Genomic DNA, 17,339 nt, shown 5'->3' on the forward strand with positions numbered 1-17,339 from the left:
TGCCCGCTCCGCTCGCCAGCGGACCAGCCTAATCCCTTGCATTTTTGCGGTGCATGCTCTGCGAGGTGCGGCATGGCGCAACAACAAGAACTCCCCGATCTCGATCGCCTGCCGCGCGCACCACGGCTCGCTCTCGCATACGCGCCTGCGGCGATCCGCGATATGATCGCCACAATGATGCTGCTCGATGTGCAGTTCGACGGGTTCGTGCGCAATGCGAGCGAGCCGGTGCTGGCACAGATGCGGCTCGCCTGGTGGCGCGATCGTTTTGCTCAGGACCCGTCCGACTGGCCGAAGGGAAATCCGCTGCTGTCGAATTTCCGCGACCTGGGCGGGCATGCGGGAAAACTGACGCATGTCGTCGACGGTTGGGAGCGGTTGCTGAGCGAGCGCCCGCTCGGACCGGAGGACCTCCTGGCCCATGCTGAGGGCCGTGCACAGGGCTGGGCTGCGCTGGCGGCACATGACGGGGAAACCGCCGCCTTGCCCGCCGTCGCTCGGGCGGGCAAGCGCTGGGCCCTGCTCGATCTTGCATGGAGCCATGCCGAAGCTACCGAAAGGTCGATGGCGTTGAAGCTTGCGGGATCGCTTGCCCCGACCGCGGCGCTGCCGCGCAACCTTCGCGCCCTCGGCGTGCTCGATGGCCTGGCGCAGCGTGCCTTGCGCAATGATCGTCCGCCGCTATCGCGCGCGTCGGACATGACGACCGCATTGCGCATCGGGCTGTTCGGGCGCTAGACTTCCCCCGGTCGAATGGGGGAGATCGCACATGAAAGGTCTCGCAAGCGGTGCGTTCGTGGCTCTGGTCCTAGCCGGAGCGGGGCTGTTCTGGTGGCAGGGGAAGGCGCAGGTCGAAGAGGCGGCGCCACCGCCCGAGATCGAGGAAACAGTCGATCCCCAAGCGCTACCGAGCGCCGACGCGGGCGATATGCGCGGACCCGACTTGCCCGAAGCGACCGAGCTGACGCGCGAGCAGCGACGCTTCTTCCGCTACGATCGCAACCGCGACCTGCAGATCACCCGCCGGGAAATGCTTTCGACGCGGACGAAGGCGTTTCGCAAGCTCGACAAGGACGGCAACAATTTGCTGACCTTCGAGGAATGGGCGGTGACCACCGTCGATCGCTTCGATGGCGCCGATGCGGACCGGGACAACGTCCTGACGCCCGAGGAATTCCGGACCACGGCGCCCAGGCGCTCTGCCAAGCCTGCCTGCCGCTGCTGAGCGCCAAGTAGGCTAGGCGGGGGCCAGTTCCATCCCTTCGAGCCAGCGTCCGAAGCTTTCCTTCGCGCGATTGGTATAGGCTTCCTTGCGGGTCTTCTTGTGTACCCGCTCCTCGAAGGGGGGGAAGAGCCCGAAATTGACGTTCATGGGCTGGAAGTGCGTCGCATCGGCATCGCCGGTGATATGCGAGAGGAGGGCGCCCATCGCGGTGTCGCGCGGTAGCGGCGTCCAGTCATGCCCGGCGAGCTCTCCGGCCGCCATCAGGCCAGCCATCAGTCCGACCGCGGCGCTTTCGACATAGCCCTCGCAGCCGGTGACCTGTCCGGCGAAGCGGATATGCGGGGCCTTGTTGAGCCGTAGCTGGCGATCGAGCACGACCGGCGAGTTGAGGAAGGTGTTGCGGTGCAAACCGCCGAGCCGCGCGAATTCGGCGTTCTCGAGCCCGGGAATGGTGCGGAATAGCTCGATCTGCGCGCCGTATTTGAGCTTGGTCTGGAATCCGACCATGTTCCACAGCGTGCCGAGCTTGTTGTCCTGGCGCAGCTGCACCACGGCATAGGGCCAGCGGCCCTGCGGATGTTCCTCGGTGGTGTCATAGGGATTGTCGAGCCCGACGCCCTTCATCGGTCCGTAACGCAAGGTTTCGACACCGCGGGCCGCCATCACCTCGATCGGCATGCAGCCTTCGAAATAGGGCGTGTCCTTTTCCCACTCGCGGAATTCTGTCTTTTCGCCGTCGATCAGCCCCTGGTGGAAGGCTTCGTACTGCTCCTTGGTCATCGGGCAGTTGATGTAGTCGCCGTCCTCGTTCGAGGCTTCGGTGCGCTTGTTCCAGCGGCTCTGGATCCAGCATTTCGACATGTCGATGCTGTCGCGGTGTACGATCGGCGCGATCGCGTCGAAGAAGGCGAGCCGGTCGCTGCCGGTCGCGGTGACGATGCTTTCGGCGAGCGACTGCGCGGTCAGCGGTCCGGTGGCAACGATGGTCGGCCCGGAGTCCGGCAGGGCATCAACCCGTTCGCGTACGACGGTGATATTCGGGTGCTCGGTCAGCGCCCGCTGGACTTCGGCCGAGAAGATGTCGCGGTCGACCGCCATCGCGCTGCCGGCGGGGACGCGTGCCACTTCGCCCGCCTGCATGACGATGCTGTCGAGCCGGCGCATTTCGTGGTGGAGCAGGCCGACCGCGTTCTTTTCGTCGTCGTCGGAGCGAAAGCTGTTCGAACAGACCAGTTCTGCAAGCCCGTCGGTCTGGTGCGCGGGAGTCATGTCGCCGCCGCCGCGCATTTCGGAAAGGCGGACCTTGTAGCCGCGCCGCGCCAATTGCCACGCGGCTTCGCTCCCGGCGAGGCCGCCGCCGATGATGTGGATATCATGTGCCATGGTCGCGCCCACTACAGATTGCCAGGGGGCGGCGTCCAGCGCTAAGCGCGCAGGCGAGGGGAGACCGCGATGCCACGAGCCGCCTTGATCGATCGCCGACCGTACCTGTTGCTGAGTCTGGTGCTAGCGATCGCCTATTTTTTCGCCAGCGACGGGCGCGTGCCCGGCCTGTGGCTGATCGCATGGAAGGGGAGCTGCGTCGGCGTCCTCGCGCTTTATGCGTGGGATCGCGGGCGCGGCGTCGACGGTGCGCTGATCGCGCTCGTCATGGCGCTGGGGGCGGCGGGCGATATCGGGATCGAATTATCGCTCGAGCTCGGCGCGGGCCTGTTCGCGATCGGCCACGTCGTGGCGATTGCGCTCTATCGCCGCAATACGCGAACGAAGATCATCTCGAGCCAGAAGCTGGCGGCCTACGCGCTCCTGCTCGGAACACCCCTGCTGACGGTGATGATCGCCGCCCCGCAGGAGGGTTGGATGCTGGCGACCATTTACGCGCTTGCTCTCGGAATGATGGCTGCGAGCGCCTGGACCAGCCGTTTCTCGCGCTACCAGGTCGGGATCGGCGCGGTGCTGTTCGTCGTTTCCGACCTCGTGATCTTCGCCCGCGAGGCGGAGCGGCTCGATCCGGGAATTGCCGAATGGTTTGTCTGGCCGCTCTATTATCTCGGCCAGTTCCTGATCGTGACCGGGGTCGTCCAGCGGCTCCGTGGAGAACGCCACGCGCCCGACGCGGCCTAGCGCGGGGCGCTAGCTCGCGTCGGGTTCGCCTTCGATATTGTCGTCCGAATGGGCGGTCGTGTGGGGCGTGGTCTCTTCCGCACCCCGCCCGGCCATGTCCTCGGCGATCGCTTCCTCGGCTTCGTTTTCGGGGGCCTCGTCCTCGTCGATCCTTGCGACGCTGACGATGCGTTCGTTGTTCGAGACGCTGAACAGTTTCACCCCCGCCGAACCGCGTCCGATGATCGAGAAGCCCTTATTGTCCTCGAACCCGTCCTCGAGCTCGTGGCGGAAGGTGATCGGGAGGCGGATCAGCTTGGCCTGGTCGGTCACCAGCATGACCTGGTCGCCATGGGTCACGGTGAAGCTCGCGACGACCGGTCCGTTGCGATCGGGATCGCTTTCGGGCGAGCCGATATTGACCACGCCCTTGCCGCCGCGCTTGGTGACGCGATACTCGTAAGCCGAGCTGATCTTGCCGTAGCCCTTGGCGCAGATCGTAAGTACGAATTGCTCCATCTCGGCCATTTCGGCCATCCGTTCGGCAGACAGTTCGGGTGTCGCGCCGTTGTTCTTCCACGGGGCCGCGCGGAGATATGCTTCGCGTTCCTCCATAGTGGTGCCGGTCGAGTTGAGCGTCGCGAGCGATACGACCCTGACGTCGCCCTTCGGACCCATGCCCTGAACGCCGATCCCGGTGCGGCTCTTGGTCTCGCGCGCATCGGTAGCGGCGAAGCGGATCGCCTTGCCGGCATCGTTGGCGAGGAAGACTTCCTGCGTCTCACCGACGAGGCGAACGCCGATCAGGCGGTCGTCGCTGCCCTCGACGAAGCCCATCGCGTATTTGCCGTTAGACGGTACGTTGGTGAAGGCATCCATCGAGTTGCGGCGCACCATGCCCTGCTCGGTCGCGAAGACGATCCCGAGCGAGGCCCATTCGTCCTCGTTTTCGGGCAGCGGCAGAACGTTGGTGACCAGTTCGTCGTCGCCGAGCGGCAGGAGGTTGACCATCGGGCGGCCGCGGGTCTGCGGTCCGCCTTCGGGCAGCTTCCACACCTTCATGCGATAGACGCGGCCGGTATTGGTGAAGAACAACACGGGGTTGTGCGTCGAAGTTACGAACATTTCGACCACGGCGTCTTCGTCCTTGGTCGCCATGCCCGAGCGGCCCTTGCCGCCGCGCGCCTGTGCGCGGAAGGTCGAGAGCGGGGTACGCTTGATATAGCCGCCATGGGTCACCGTGATGACCATGTCGTCGCGCTCGATCAGGTCCTCGTCCTCGAGCCCGTCCCAGGCCGGCGCGATCTCGGTAATGCGCGGCGTGGCATAGGTTTCGCGGATTTCCTCGAGCTCGTCGCGCATCACGCCGTAGAGCTTCACGCGATCGGCAAGGATCGAGAGGTATTCCTCGATCGCGATCGACAGTTCCTTGAGCTCGTCGCCGATCTCGTCGCGACCGAGCGCGGTGAGACTGGAGAGCCGCAGCGCCAGGATTGCCTTCACCTGGCGTTCGGACAGCTTGTAGGTACCGCCTTCCTCGTCGGCGGAAGGGTCGATCGCTTCGACCAGCTGGATATATTGCGCGATCTCGCCGATCGGCCATTCGCGGGCGAGCAGCTTTTCGCGCGCGGCCTGCGGGTTGGGCGCGCCGCGGATGATGGCGACGACCTCGTCGAGGTTCGACACCGCCACCACGAGACCGAGCAGGATGTGTGCCCGGTCGCGGGCCTTGTTGAGCTCGAACTTGGTGCGCCGTGTGATGACCTGTTCGCGGAAGCCAATGAACGACGAAATGATGTCGCGCAGCGAGAGCACTTCGGGCCGACCGCCGCGGATCGCGAGCATGTTGGCAGGGAAGCTCGACTGTGCAGGGGTGTGGCGCCAGATCTGGTTGAGCACCACGTCGGGCGTGGCATCGCGCTTGAGATCGACCACGACGCGCACGCCCTCGCGGCTCGATTCGTCGCGGATGTCGGAAATGCCCTCGATCCGCTTTTCCTTGGCGGCATCGGCGATCTTCTCGACGAGGTTCGACTTGCCCACCTGGAACGGGATCGAGGTCAGCACGATCGATTGGCGACCTTCGCTCTTGGCGCCGCGCGTCGCCTCGATCTCGTGACGACAGCGCATCAAGATCGAACCGCGCCCGGTGGTGTAGGCCGCACGTGCGCCCGACTTGCCGAGGATAAGCGGCGCCGTGGGGAAGTCGGGCCCTGGAATCAGCTCGAAGAGTTCCTCCGAACTGATTGAAGGGTTGTCAATATAGGCGAGACAGCCGTCGATCACCTCGCCGAGATTGTGCGGCGGAATATTGGTCGCCATGCCGACCGCGATCCCGCCCGCGCCGTTAACCAGCAGGTTCGGGAAACGCGCCGGAAGGACGGTCGGTTCTCGCCGCGAACCGTCGTAATTGTCAGCGAAATCGACGGTGTCCTTGTCGAGATCGTCGAGCAGCGAATTGGCGACCCTGGCGAGGCGCGCCTCGGTGTAACGCATCGAGGCCGGCGGATCGGGGTCCATCGAGCCGAAATTGCCTTGGCCGTCGACCAGCGGGACGCGCAGCGACCAGTCCTGCGTCATACGCGCGAGCGCATCGTAGATCGCAGCATCGCCATGCGGATGATAGTTGCCCATCACGTCGCCGACGATCTTGGCGCTCTTGCGATAGGGCCGACCGGCGACGAAGCCGCCTTCCTGGCTGGCAAACAGGATCCGCCGGTGAACCGGCTTCAGGCCGTCGCGCACGTCGGGCAGCGCGCGGCTCACGATCACGCTCATCGCGTAATCGAGATAGCTGGTCTTCATCTCATCGACGATGTCGATGCGCGGATAGGCGCCTTCGGGGGAAGAGGGGGTGTCGATCAGGTCGGTATCGTCTGCCAAGGGGCGTCCGTTCGGTAGTTGTCGGAAACGACGGCACGCGGGGCCGTCTCAATAGGGAAAACCCTACCGGAAGCGGCCCGAAATCGCCAGCGAACAACCCTCCCGGCACGCTGAAACGAGCGATTTATCCACACCGGTCGCCGGAACCCGAGAAACGGGCTCGACGTTTCCCATTCAATCCCCATTCAGCGCCGTTTTGCTAGTAAGGGGAGGTTGCCAGCGGGCTTGCGAGCCGCCAGAGGCAAATTCCGATTTCAGCGGCCGGGCCTCCCTCAGCCATGCCGCCTTCTGCTAATATCAAAGGGACTCTTTCACATGATTTCGTCCATTTCGCGCAAGTCGCGCGCATTTCTCGGCAAACCCATGATCGCACTGGCGCTCGCCACCGGCGGCGTCGCCGGCATGGCCGCTTCTCCGGCCGTGCACGCCCAGGAAGAACAGCCCGAACTCAAGCCTTCGCGTGATTTCCAGAAGGCGATTAGGCCGGTGATCGATGCGTTCAACAAGCGGACCGAAAACACCGAACTTCAGGCGCGTGCGCAGCAGGTGCGCAGCTCCGAAGGGGCCGCCCGCGAACAGGGTCGTGCCGAGCTGCGCCAGACCGTCGCCGAAGACCTGAAGATGCTCCGCGACGCAAAGGCGGAAATCGAAAATCCCTCCGACCGCTTCTATTGGGGCCAGTTCGCGATCAATTACGGCTTGCTGACAGACGATCCCGGGCTCCAGCTCGAAGGCATCGTCGAGGAAACCGCCAGCGGCCTGCAGACCGCAACGCGCAAATCGCAGCTCAGCAATGCGCGGGCGATGATCCACTTCGATCGCGAGGAATACGCGAAGGCGCGCGAAGCCTTCCAGATGGCGATCGATTCAGGCGCGACCGATCCGAACCTGCGCAACAACATCGTCGTGACTTATATTCGCGAAGGCGACCGGGCCGGGGCGCTGGCCTATATCGACGACATGATCGAGGACCAGGCCGTTGCCGGGACCGCGCCGAGCGAGGACCTGTTGCTTCGTGCCTATTCGATCGCGCGCGAACTCGAAGCCCCGAATGCGAACGATTACGCCTTCAGGCTGGTCGAGTATTACCCGACCGAAAAGAATTGGGCCAATGCCATCATCCTCGTGCGCGACGGTTACAGCGCCGATGAAGCGGTGCTCGACCTCCAGCGGCTGATGGTGCTGACCGACAGCGTCCAGAATCGTCCGGACGTCACCGCGATCGTCCAGTATGCCGATCATCGCAGGCGGCCGCAGGAAGTCCTCGATGCGATCGAACTGGGCATAGCCAAGGGCTATCTCGAGGCCGACGAAGCGCTCGTGTCGCAGACCCAGGCCGAGGCCCGCAAGCAGGTCGCCGTCGACCAGGGTGGCGAACTTGCGTCGCTGGGCGCCGACGCCCGCAAGGCCGGTGCTACGCTGCTCACGGTGACTGCGGCGGGTGATGCGTACCTCGACTATGACCAGCCTGCCGTCGCCGAGGAATTTTTCCGCATGGCGATGGAAATGCCGGGTGCCGACAAGGGCATGTTCATGACCCGTATCGGCATCGCCCAGCTCGAACAGGGTAAGTATGCCGAGGCGCAGGAAACCTTTGCCTCGATCAACGGCGAGTGGGCTGCGATTGCCAATCTGTGGCGGATCTACGCCGCCCAGCAGGTGGGCTGATCGACCACAATAAATCGATTTAGAGAGCGGCGCGGGGCTTCGGTTCCGCGCCGTTTTCGTATCAGCGCAGCCGGCGAACGTAATACTGGTTGTCGTCGCGGCGCTCCATTTGGAACTGGTCGATCGCGTCGAACAGGTCGGACAACCGCTTAAACCCGTAATTGCGCACGTCGAAGCTCGAACGGTTGCCCGCGATCAGCCCGACCTCGCCAAGCGAGGCGAACCCGTCCTCATCGCGATTGGCGGCCTTCCATGCCGTGCCAAGCAGGGCAACCAGCTCCTCGTCGATCGTCTGCTTCTCGTCCTTCTTCTTCGATTTGCCGGGGGAGGGCTCGTCCGACGCACCGGCGATCAACGCGTCGATATCGATGAAGCGGGTGCAGGCGCTCTTGAATGCGGCCGGGGTCTTCTTGGTGCTCCCGAAACCGTAGACGATTAGACCGTCCTGGCGCAGCCGCGTGACCAGCGGGGTGAAATCGCTGTCCGAACTCATGATCCCGAAGCCGTCGACCTTGCCTTGGTAGAGCAGGTCGATCGCGTCGATCGTCATCGCCATGTCGGTCGCGTTCTTGCCCGCGGTCAGGTCGAACTGCTGCTGCGGACGGATTCCGTATTTGTGGGTGATCTTGTCCCAGTTCTGCAGGTTGTTCTTCGCGAAATTCCCGTAGGCGCGCTTGATGTTCACCTGGCCGAGTTCGGCCATCACGGTGAGCACGGGGTCGATCCCGCGCGGGCTGGTATTGTCCGCGTCGATCAGGAGGGCGATGTTCTGGAGGTCAGCTTCGGGCATGCGAACCCACTTAGGGCCTTCTCCGAACGAAGCAAATCAATCGGCGGGAGAGAATTCCCCGCTATCCTCGTCGAGCAGGCGCAGGATACCGTCCGAAATCGCGAAGTGCGCGCCCCGCAGGACCAGTTCGCCCTTGTCCTCGCGGTCCTTTACAAAGGGGAAGCTGCGCAGGTTCGCAAGGCTCGCCTTCACCGCGGCCAGTTCCATTGCGAGCTCCGCTTCGCGCCCGGTGGTGCCCAGCTCGCGGGCAACGGGCTCGCGCGCTTCGTCGAGCATCCCGACCCAGTCGGCGACGAAGCCGCCCGCACCAGGGTCGTTGCCGTGCAAATCCTGCGTCAGCGCCGCCTGGCAGCCGCCGCACATGCCGTGGCCCATGATCACGACCTCGCTCACCTTGAGGAACTGGACCGCGAATTCCACCGCGGCCGATACGCCATGGTGCCCGGGGGTGGTCTCGTAGGGCGGAACCATCGCCGCGACATTGCGCACGACGAAGATCTCGCCCGGATCGACGTCGAAGATCTGCGCCGGATCGACGCGGCTGTCCGAACAGGCGATCACCATGACCTTGGGCGACTGTCCTTCGGCCAGCGTCGCCCAGCGATCGCGCTGCTGCTGCCAGTCGGTGGAGCGAAAACGGCCGTAGCCTTCGACGAGTTGGGAAAAGTTCTTCATGGTCCCGCCCCATGCCGCGCCTTCACAGGACTGGCAAGATGGAGCGAACGCCCCTAAGTGGGCGGGCATGAATGACCTGTCCTCCGCCCCGCAGCCCGAAGAGCGTCCCGAGCGTCAGCGCAAGCCCGACTGGATTCGGGTGAAAGCGCCGGTATCCAAGGGATATGGCGAGACGCGCAAGCTGATGCGCGAACTCAACCTCAATACCGTCTGCGAAGAGGCTGCCTGCCCGAATATCGGCGAGTGCTGGACCAAGAAGCACGCCACGGTGATGATCCTCGGCGACGTTTGCACCCGCGCCTGCGCGTTCTGCAACGTAAAGACGGGAATGCCGCGCATCGTCGACGAGCAGGAGCCCGAACACGTCGCAACTGCGGCAGCGAAGCTCGGACTCGAGCACATCGTGATCACCAGCGTCGATCGCGACGACCTGCCCGATGGCGGCGCGAGCCAGTTCGTCAAGGTGATCGAGGCGCTGCGGCGTAACACGCCGGATACCACGATCGAGATCCTCACGCCCGATTTCCGCGGCAAGATGCGGCCCGCGATCGAGGCGATCGTCGCGGCGGGTCCCGACGTGTTCAACCACAATCTCGAGACGGTCCCGCGGCTGTATCCGACGATCCGGCCGGGAGCGCGCTATTACGCCTCGCTGCGCCTGCTCGAAGAGGTCAAGCGCCACGACCCGATGATCTTCACCAAGTCGGGCATCATGCTCGGGCTCGGCGAACAGCGGCTCGAAGTGCATCAGGTGATGGACGACATGCGCTGCGCCGACATCGATTTCATGACCATGGGTCAGTACCTCCAACCGACGCCGAAGCATGCCAAAGTCGCGGATTTCGTAACCCCGAAGGCGTTCTCGGCCTTCGGTGCGATCGCACGGGCGAAGGGCTTCCTGCAGGTCGCTTCGAGCCCGCTGACGCGCTCGAGCTATCACGCCGGCGACGATTTCGCCGAAATGCGCGCCGCACGGGAGGCGAAGCTGGCAAAGGCGAAGGGCTGATGCCGCACATCCGCGATTCGAAGCGGCTGCCCTATAGCTGCGAGCAGATGTTCGACCTCGTCGCGGACGTCGACAAGTATCCGGAATTCCTGCCGTGGGTCGTCGCGACGCGGGTGCGCTCGGACAGCGCCACCGAGATGACGGCGGACATGCTGGTCGGCTTCAAGGCGATCCGCGAGAAATTCACCTCTCGGGTGACGAAGGATCGGCCACGCTCGATCCTCGTCCATTACGTCGACGGGCCGCTGCGCGATCTCGACAATAGCTGGACGTTCGAACCCGACGGCGATGGCCGATGCCGGATCGATTTCTGCGTCGATTTCACGTTCAAGAACAAGGTGTTCGAAGCGCTCGCCGGTCAATATGCCGATCGCGCCTTCCGCAAGATGGTCGCAGCGTTCGAAGCGCGCGCGGGTGACCTTTACGGCAGCAACAGCTCGAGCGCGACCAACGTCGCCTGATGCCGGATCGCGGCCCGCGTGCCGCCGGCAAAGACGCGTTCCTCGGCCTCGCATTCCTCCTGCCCGCTGACGGCTCGGGCAAACACCACCGTGCCGACCGGCTTGAGCTCGCTGCCGCCGCCTGGTCCCGCGATCCCGCTGACCGCGACCGCGACATCCGCTCCGCTGCGGGCGAGGGCGCCTTTCGCCATTTCCCAGGCGCAGGCGGCCGAGACCGCGCCGAAGGTGTCGATAATGTCCGACGACACGCCGAGCATTTCGATCTTGGCCGCATTCGAATAGGTTACGAAGCTGCGGTCGAGCACGCTCGAGCTGCCCGGCACCTCGGTGATCGCGCTGGCGACGAGGCCGCCGGTGCAACTTTCGGCGAGCGCCACCATCCGACCTGCATTGCGATTCTGCGCGACGACCTTCTCGGCGAGGGTGACCACGTCGGACGGGAGGAGAGTGGAAGAGCTCATAGCCAGTCGATTCCTTGCAGAGCCGCGCTGCTAGCCTATCGCCGCCAATGTCGCCACGGCCTGAGCGGCAATCCCTTCGCGGCGCCCGGTAAGGCCGAGGCCTTCGGTGGTGGTTGCCTTGACGCTGATGGCGCTCGTTTCGACTCCGAGGATTTGGGCGATCCGATCGCGCATCGCGGCGCGGTGCGGGCCGATCTTTGGCGCCTCGCAGATGATCGTGAGGTCGATATTGCAGATCGCATAGCCCGCTTCGTTCGCCCGCGTGACCGCATGGGCGAGAAACTGGTCGGACGACGCTCCCTTCCATTGCGGATCGCTGGGCGGGAAGTGATCGCCGATATCGCCCGCGCCGATCGCGCCGAGCACGGCATCGGTAATCGCGTGCAATGCAACGTCGGCATCGCTGTGCCCGGCCAATCCGTGGGTATGCTCGATCTGCAATCCCCCTAGCCATAGGCTCTCGCCTTCGGCCAGACGATGCACGTCGAATCCCATGCCGGTGCGGATCGCGGGTCGGTCCAATTCGAAATCCTCCGCAAATGTCAGTTTCTTGAGCGCTTCGTCGCCTTCGACCAGTGCGATCTTACCGCCATGCGCGCGCAACACCTGTGCGTCGTCCCCGGCGTCGGGGGTGCCGCCCCAATCGCGGTGCGCGGCAAGGATTTCGGGGAAGCGGAACGCCTGCGGCGTCTGAACCCGGCGCAGGGTGTCCCGATCGGCCTTGTCGCCCATCAGCCCGTCGCGCGCGACTGCGAGCGAATCAACCACCGGCAAGGTCGGGATGGCGCCTGGAGAACCTGACAAGGCGTCGACCAGGCGCTCAACCACGGCATTCGGCACGATCGGGCGCGCGGCATCGTGGATCAGGATGATCGACGGTGCGGCCCCGGCCAACCGTTCGAGCGCGTTCGCGACCGATTGTTGGCGGGTCTCCCCCCCGGTGCAGAACGCAACGCCCTCGAGATCGCCGACGGCCTCAGCGGCGAGTTCATCCGCCCCGGGCGCGATTGCCACCATCACCGGCGCGCACCCGGCGTCGAGCAGGCGCTCGACCGAATGTCGCAACACCGGCTTGCCGCGCCATCGCACATATTGCTTGGGCAGGTCCCTGCCGGCCCGCGTGCCGGTGCCGGCGGCGACCACGATCGCAGCGACCGAACGGTCGGCGAGGGGGGAGGGGACTTCGCTCATCTGCCGCGCCGCCTATCGCCTTGCCGCGAAACTGGCAATCGACTAGGGGGCCTCCTACCTTACCGGACATCGTCATGAGCCATTTGCCGCAGCCTCCCAGCCCGCAGCCTCCCAAACTGGCGCCGATCGATATCGGCCCGGTGCGCATTGCGCAGCCGGTCGTGCTCGCGCCGATGACCGGCGTGACCGACCTGCCGTTCCGGCGGCTCGTGCGCCGTTTCGGCTCGGGGCTCAACGTCACCGAGATGATCGCGAGCCAGGCGGCGATCCGCGAAACGCGCCAGAGCGTCCAGAAGGCCGCGTGGGACGTGATCGAGGAACCGGTCTCGATGCAGCTGGTCGGCTGCGATCCGGAATCGATGGCCGAGGCGGCAAAGCTCCAGGAAGACAATGGCGCGGCGATCATCGACATCAATTTCGGATGTCCGGTGCGCAAGGTGGTCAATGGCTATGCCGGCAGCGCGTTGATGCGCGAAGTTCCGTTGGCGATCAATCTGATGGAAGCGACTGTTAAGGCGGTTTCAGTACCGGTTACGGTCAAGATGCGGATGGGCTGGGACCACCAGAGCCTCAACGCCCCCGAACTGTCGCGGATCGCCCAGGATATTGGGGTGAAAATGGTCACCGTGCACGGCCGGACCCGCAACCAGATGTACAAGGGAAGTGCCGACTGGGCCTTCGTGCGCAAGGTGAAGGACGCGGTCTCGATCCCGGTGATCGTCAATGGCGACATCAATACGATCGACGACGTCGCGCAGGCAGCCGAGCAGAGTGGGGCCGACGGCGTGATGATCGGTCGCGGCGCCTACGGCAAGCCGTGGCTGCTCGGCCAGGTGATGCGCTGGCTCGATAGCGGCGAGCGGCAACCCGATCCGTCGGTAGAAGTGCAGTTTGCCACGCTGATGGAGCACTACCGCGCGATGCTCGACCTTTACGGCGAGAGCATTGGAGTGAAGGTCGCACGCAAGCATCTCGGGTGGTACACCAAGGGGCTGCCGGGCTCCGCCGAATTCCGCAACACCGTGAATTTCGTCGACGACCCGAACGAAGTCATGGCGTCACTCGAGCGGTTCTACGAGCCGCTGCTCCGGCGCGAGGCGGCCTGACGCCCGACGGTCTCAGTCGACGGTTCGTCGCGAAAAGACTTGCAAAATTGCAACAGTGTCGCCCACAAGCCTCATATGGCGAGCGACGCTCTCAAGGCCAATCGACGATTGCCGCTCTGGCTGCGGCGGTTGATGGTATTCGCTCGCCGCGCGAACATCTTCGCCTTCATCGAAATCGCCGCGGTGATCACCTTCGTCGTCATGACGGCGGTGACCTGGACCACGCTGGCGGGCTCGCCCGAGGACAACGAGCTGCTCCCGACCCGGATGACGACGACCCTACTGGTCGGCACGCTGGTCCCAACGCTGGCGATCCTCGTATTGTTGGGGCGGAGAATGGCGCTTGCGCGCGCGCAGGAGAATGAGGCGGGGACCGGGCGCATGCATGTCCGCCTCGTCTTCGTCTTCTCGCTGATTGCCGCCATACCGACGCTGTTCGTGGTCGCCTTCGCTTCGGCGCTGTTCCAGTTCGGGACCGAATTCTGGTTCTCGGACCAGTCGCGCGGCCTGCTCGAGAACGCGAACAAGCTCGCGCGCGGCTATTACGAGCAAAACGTCCGAGATATCGAAAATGAAACCGAAGCGATGAGCGGCGACATGCAAAACATCATCGCACAGGTTTCGGTGGACGATCCGATATTCGTTGACGCCTACAAGCGGCAGGTCGCGCAGCGCGGACTGACCGAATCCGCCTTGCTCCAGATCGACGACGACTCTGATGTTCGCACCGTGATGATCGTCAGGGGCGAGGGCGGTGAAGACGCGATCGACGTCGAGCGCCAGCGACTCACGCCTGACAAGCTCGAACGGATCGAAGGAGGCGAGGACATCGTCGTCAATGCGGACGCAAAGGGCGTTACCGCTGTATCGGTTCTCGATCGTGATGCGCAGATTTTTCTCTACAATCTGCGCACCTCGGACCTGCTCGAATTCAGCCAGGGCGAGCGCGCGCAGAACATCGTTCAGGATTACGAAGTGCTGACCCGCCGCGCGCGCATCCTGCAGCTGCGCACCAACATTGCACTGTTCGTGTTGGCCCTACTCCTCGTGATGCTCTCGATCTGGTTTGCGCTGCGTTATGCCGATCGTCAGGTGAAGCCGCTCTACGAACTTGTCGGCGCCGCCCGCCGGGTGGGGGCCGGCAATTATTCGCTGCGGGTCGAGGGACGCACCGGCGCCGACGAGGTCGGACTCCTCAATCGCGCCTTCAACCGCATGACCGACCAGATCGAGCGCCAGACGACCGCGCTGGTCGGGGCGAACGAGGAACTGCACGAACGCGGCGTGTTCATCGAGACCGTGCTCGGCTCGGTCACCGCCGGGGTCATCTCGCTCGACGAGGAGGGGCGGGTCCAGCTGATGAATTCCTCCGCGCTCGACCTGCTCGGTTTCGACGAGATGCCGGTGGGGGAGAAGATGGCCGACATCGCGCCTGCCTTCGCCAATCTCGATCACACGCGTTCAGGTCAGATCGTCCAGCACGAGAAGGGCGGGGATCTCCTCACCCTCGCGGTCAAATCGACCCGGACCGACGATTACGAGGTCATCACCTTCGAGGACATCACCCGCCAGATCCTCGACCAGCGGCAGGCGGCATGGTCCGACGTCGCGCGACGCATCGCGCACGAGATCAAGAACCCGCTTACCCCGATCCAGCTCGCCACCGAGCGCCTGAAGCGGCGCTATCGCAAGCAGATCGAGCAGGATGGCGAGCTGTTCGACGAGCTGACCCGCACGATCGTGCGGCAGGTCGGCGAGCTGCGCACGATGGTCGATGCCTTCAGCAGCTTCGCGCGGTTGCCGAAGCCCGCCTTTCGGCGCGAGGACCCGGTCGATCTCGCCAAGCAGGCGCTTTTCCTGCAGGAAGTCGGCCATCCCGAAATCGACTACCGCCTGACCGTCGAGGGCGAGATCGACGCGATCCAGTGCGACCGCCACCAGTTCGGACAGGCGATGACCAACGTGCTCAAGAACGCGGCCGAAGCGATCGATGCGTTGACGGGCCCGACGGAGCCCGATTTCCGTGGGCGGATCGATGTGAGCATTTCAGGGGAAGGCGAACTGGTCCGTATCGTGATCGAGGACAACGGCATCGGCCTGCCCAAGGAACGCGAGAAGATCGTCGAACCCTATGTCACCACGCGCGAACGCGGGACCGGGCTGGGTCTCGCGATCGTCAACAAGATCGTCGAGGAACATGGCGGCGCCATGACCTTCGGCCCGCGCGAGCAGGGCGGAACCCGCGTCACCCTGACCTTCGCCCGCGACCCCCGCGTCGAAACGCACGATCCCAATACGAGAGAGGCCGCCGAATGAGCGAAAGCAAGCAACTCGAAGTCCTGATCGTCGACGATGAGCAGGATATCCGCGACCTCGTCGCCGGGGTATTGAGCGACGAAGGCTACGAATGTCGCACCGCGGCCGATGGCGAGGGCGCGCTGGCGGCGATCGACGAACGGCGACCGAGCCTCGTCCTGCTCGACGTGTGGTTGCACGGCAGCTCGATGGACGGGCTCGAGGTGCTCGACGCGATCAAGGCGCGCGAGCCCGAACTTCCGGTGATCATATTCTCGGGCCACGGCAATATCGACACCGCGGTCGCCGCGATCGGGCGCGGGGCGATGGACTTCATCGAGAAGCCGTTCGAGGCCGAGCGCCTGCTCCACCTCGTCGAACGCGCGACCGAAACCGAACGCTTGCGGCGCGAAAACGCACAATTGCGCCAGGGCTTTGCTACCGCGCACGAATTCACCGGCAATTCGGCCGCGATCAACCAGGTCCGCGCGACGCTCAAGCGGGTCGCCAATACCGGCAGCCGGCTGCTGATTACCGGGCCTGCCGGGGCGGGCAAGGAAGTGGCCGCGCGGCTGCTCCATTCGTGGAGCCCGCGTGCCAACAGCGCCTTCGTGATCGTCAGTTCGGCGCGCATCACGCCCGAACTGTTCGAACAGGAACTGTTCGGCGAGGAGATTGACGGCCAGCTGGTGCGCCCGGGCCTGCTCGAGACCGCCGATGGCGGCACCCTGTTCCTCGACGAGGTCGCCGACATGCCGCTTTCGACCCAGGCGCGCATCCTGCGGGTTCTGACCGACCAGTCGTTCATGCGGGTCGGTGGCACGCGGCAGATCAGGGTCGATGTTCGCGTCGTGTCGTCCTCGTCGCGCAATCTCGAGGAGGAAATCGAGGAGCGGCGCTTCCGCGAAGACCTGTTCTACCGCCTGAATGTCGTGCCGGTCGAGGTCCCGTCGCTGACCGAGCGGCGCGAGGATATTCCCGCGCTGGTCGATCATTTCTTCGCCCGCTACGCCGCCGATCAGGGCATCCAGCCGCCCGAGATCAGCGTCGAGGCGATGGCGGCGCTGCAGGCCTATGACTGGCCGGGCAATGTCCGCCAGCTGCGTAACGTCATCGAACGCACGATCATCCTCGCGCCGCGCGACCGCTTGACCAAGATCGATGTCGACCTGCTTCCATCCGAAGTCACCGAAGGCAAGATCAGCGGCCAGACCGGGATCGGTGCCTTGATGGGGGCGCCATTGCGCGAGGCGCGCGAAAGCTTCGAACGCGAATATCTGCGCGTCCAGATCAGCCGGTTTTCTGGCAATATTTCGCGCACCGCGACCTTCATCGGGATGGAACGCTCGGCGTTGCATCGCAAGATGAAGCTGCTCGGGATGGCCGAACGAAAGGCTTCCGAACGCAAATAGGGAACATCCCGTCGCTCCCGGCATTTCCTTTCCAAGCCGTAAGTTTCGCGGTGAAACCTGACC

The 17,339-nt window shown here is 64.5% G+C and carries 15 protein-coding genes; 9 read left to right on the plus strand and 6 right to left on the minus strand.

The genetic code is table 11. The annotated features are described in order from the left end of the window. Positions 1-72: 72 nt before the first annotated feature. Both T8S45_RS03975 and T8S45_RS03980 read left to right on the plus strand, forming a co-directional pair. The gene (locus T8S45_RS03975; protein ID WP_322294762.1) at positions 73-738 is read left to right on the plus strand and encodes a squalene/phytoene synthase family protein; all 666 of its coding nucleotides are present in this window, start codon (positions 73-75) and stop codon (positions 736-738) included. Positions 739-769: 31 nt separating this feature from the next. Beyond that, entirely contained in the window at positions 770-1,225 is a 456-nt protein-coding gene (locus T8S45_RS03980; protein WP_322294763.1) for an EF-hand domain-containing protein, read from the plus strand. Positions 1,226-1,237: 12 nt separating this feature from the next. Here T8S45_RS03980 and trmFO read toward each other — a convergent pair whose 3' ends face one another. Beyond that, entirely contained in the window at positions 1,238-2,608 is a 1,371-nt protein-coding gene (gene trmFO / locus T8S45_RS03985; protein ID WP_322294764.1) for a methylenetetrahydrofolate--tRNA-(uracil(54)-C(5))-methyltransferase (FADH(2)-oxidizing) TrmFO, read from the minus strand. A 69-nt stretch (positions 2,609-2,677) separates the two neighbouring features. Here trmFO and T8S45_RS03990 point away from each other — a divergent pair, with 69 nt between their 5' ends. Then, on the plus strand, positions 2,678-3,349 hold the full coding sequence (locus T8S45_RS03990; RefSeq protein WP_322294765.1) for a lysoplasmalogenase family protein: 672 nt from the start codon (positions 2,678-2,680) through the stop codon (positions 3,347-3,349). A gap of 9 nt (positions 3,350-3,358) precedes the next feature. Here the strand turns inward: T8S45_RS03990 and gyrA are convergent, their stop codons facing one another. Then, positions 3,359-6,211, minus strand: a complete 2,853-nt coding sequence (gyrA, locus tag T8S45_RS03995; protein ID WP_322294766.1) for a DNA gyrase subunit A — start codon at positions 6,209-6,211, stop codon at positions 3,359-3,361. Positions 6,212-6,526: 315 nt separating this feature from the next. Here gyrA and T8S45_RS04000 point away from each other — a divergent pair, with 315 nt between their 5' ends. Further along, positions 6,527-7,879 carry a tetratricopeptide repeat protein gene (locus T8S45_RS04000; protein ID WP_322294767.1) on the plus strand — a complete coding sequence of 451 codons (1,353 nt, stop codon included), beginning with the start codon at positions 6,527-6,529 and terminating at the stop codon, positions 7,877-7,879. Positions 7,880-7,940: 61 nt separating this feature from the next. On the opposite strand, the gene T8S45_RS04005 is transcribed toward T8S45_RS04000, so the two are convergent. Continuing rightward, positions 7,941-8,669 (minus strand): NYN domain-containing protein, encoded by a 729-nt coding sequence (locus T8S45_RS04005; RefSeq protein ID WP_188641744.1) that lies wholly within the window; start codon positions 8,667-8,669, stop codon positions 7,941-7,943. Between the two features lie 36 nt (positions 8,670-8,705). Next, the gene (locus T8S45_RS04010; RefSeq protein ID WP_322294768.1) at positions 8,706-9,344 is read right to left on the minus strand and encodes a carbonic anhydrase; all 639 of its coding nucleotides are present in this window, start codon (positions 9,342-9,344) and stop codon (positions 8,706-8,708) included. A 67-nt stretch (positions 9,345-9,411) separates the two neighbouring features. Between T8S45_RS04010 and lipA the strand changes: the two genes are divergently transcribed. Together lipA and T8S45_RS04020 are read left to right on the plus strand one after the other, a co-directional pair. Further along, the gene (lipA, locus tag T8S45_RS04015; protein ID WP_188641746.1) at positions 9,412-10,350 is read left to right on the plus strand and encodes a lipoyl synthase; all 939 of its coding nucleotides are present in this window, start codon (positions 9,412-9,414) and stop codon (positions 10,348-10,350) included. Further along, a complete protein-coding gene (locus T8S45_RS04020; RefSeq protein WP_188641747.1) occupies positions 10,350-10,811 on the plus strand; it encodes a type II toxin-antitoxin system RatA family toxin in 462 nt (153 codons plus the stop codon). Before lipA ends, T8S45_RS04020 begins: the two co-directional genes overlap by 1 nt. On the opposite strand, the gene T8S45_RS04025 is transcribed toward T8S45_RS04020, so the two are convergent. Next, entirely contained in the window at positions 10,772-11,272 is a 501-nt protein-coding gene (locus T8S45_RS04025) for a CinA family protein (protein WP_322294769.1), read from the minus strand. The genes T8S45_RS04020 and T8S45_RS04025 overlap by 40 nt on opposite strands. A gap of 30 nt (positions 11,273-11,302) precedes the next feature. After that, on the minus strand, positions 11,303-12,463 hold the full coding sequence (locus T8S45_RS04030; RefSeq protein WP_322294770.1) for a bifunctional 2-C-methyl-D-erythritol 4-phosphate cytidylyltransferase/2-C-methyl-D-erythritol 2,4-cyclodiphosphate synthase: 1,161 nt from the start codon (positions 12,461-12,463) through the stop codon (positions 11,303-11,305). Positions 12,464-12,537: 74 nt separating this feature from the next. Between T8S45_RS04030 and dusB the strand changes: the two genes are divergently transcribed. From dusB to ntrX, 3 genes are all read left to right on the plus strand, one after another. Continuing rightward, positions 12,538-13,569, plus strand: coding sequence for a tRNA dihydrouridine synthase DusB (gene dusB, locus T8S45_RS04035; RefSeq protein WP_322294771.1), 1,032 nt, complete (start codon positions 12,538-12,540; stop codon positions 13,567-13,569). A gap of 75 nt (positions 13,570-13,644) precedes the next feature. Then, the gene (locus T8S45_RS04040; protein WP_322294772.1) at positions 13,645-15,885 is read left to right on the plus strand and encodes a sensor histidine kinase; all 2,241 of its coding nucleotides are present in this window, start codon (positions 13,645-13,647) and stop codon (positions 15,883-15,885) included. Then, complete coding sequence (gene ntrX / locus T8S45_RS04045; RefSeq protein ID WP_188641752.1) at positions 15,882-17,276, plus strand: nitrogen assimilation response regulator NtrX; 1,395 nt, start codon at positions 15,882-15,884, stop codon at positions 17,274-17,276. The genes T8S45_RS04040 and ntrX overlap by 4 nt, the downstream gene beginning before the upstream one ends. Positions 17,277-17,339: the final 63 nt, after the last annotated feature.

This window comes from Pseudoblastomonas marina (assembly GCF_034374265.1).
Taxonomy (GTDB): domain Bacteria; phylum Pseudomonadota; class Alphaproteobacteria; order Sphingomonadales; family Sphingomonadaceae; genus Alteriqipengyuania_A; species Alteriqipengyuania_A marina.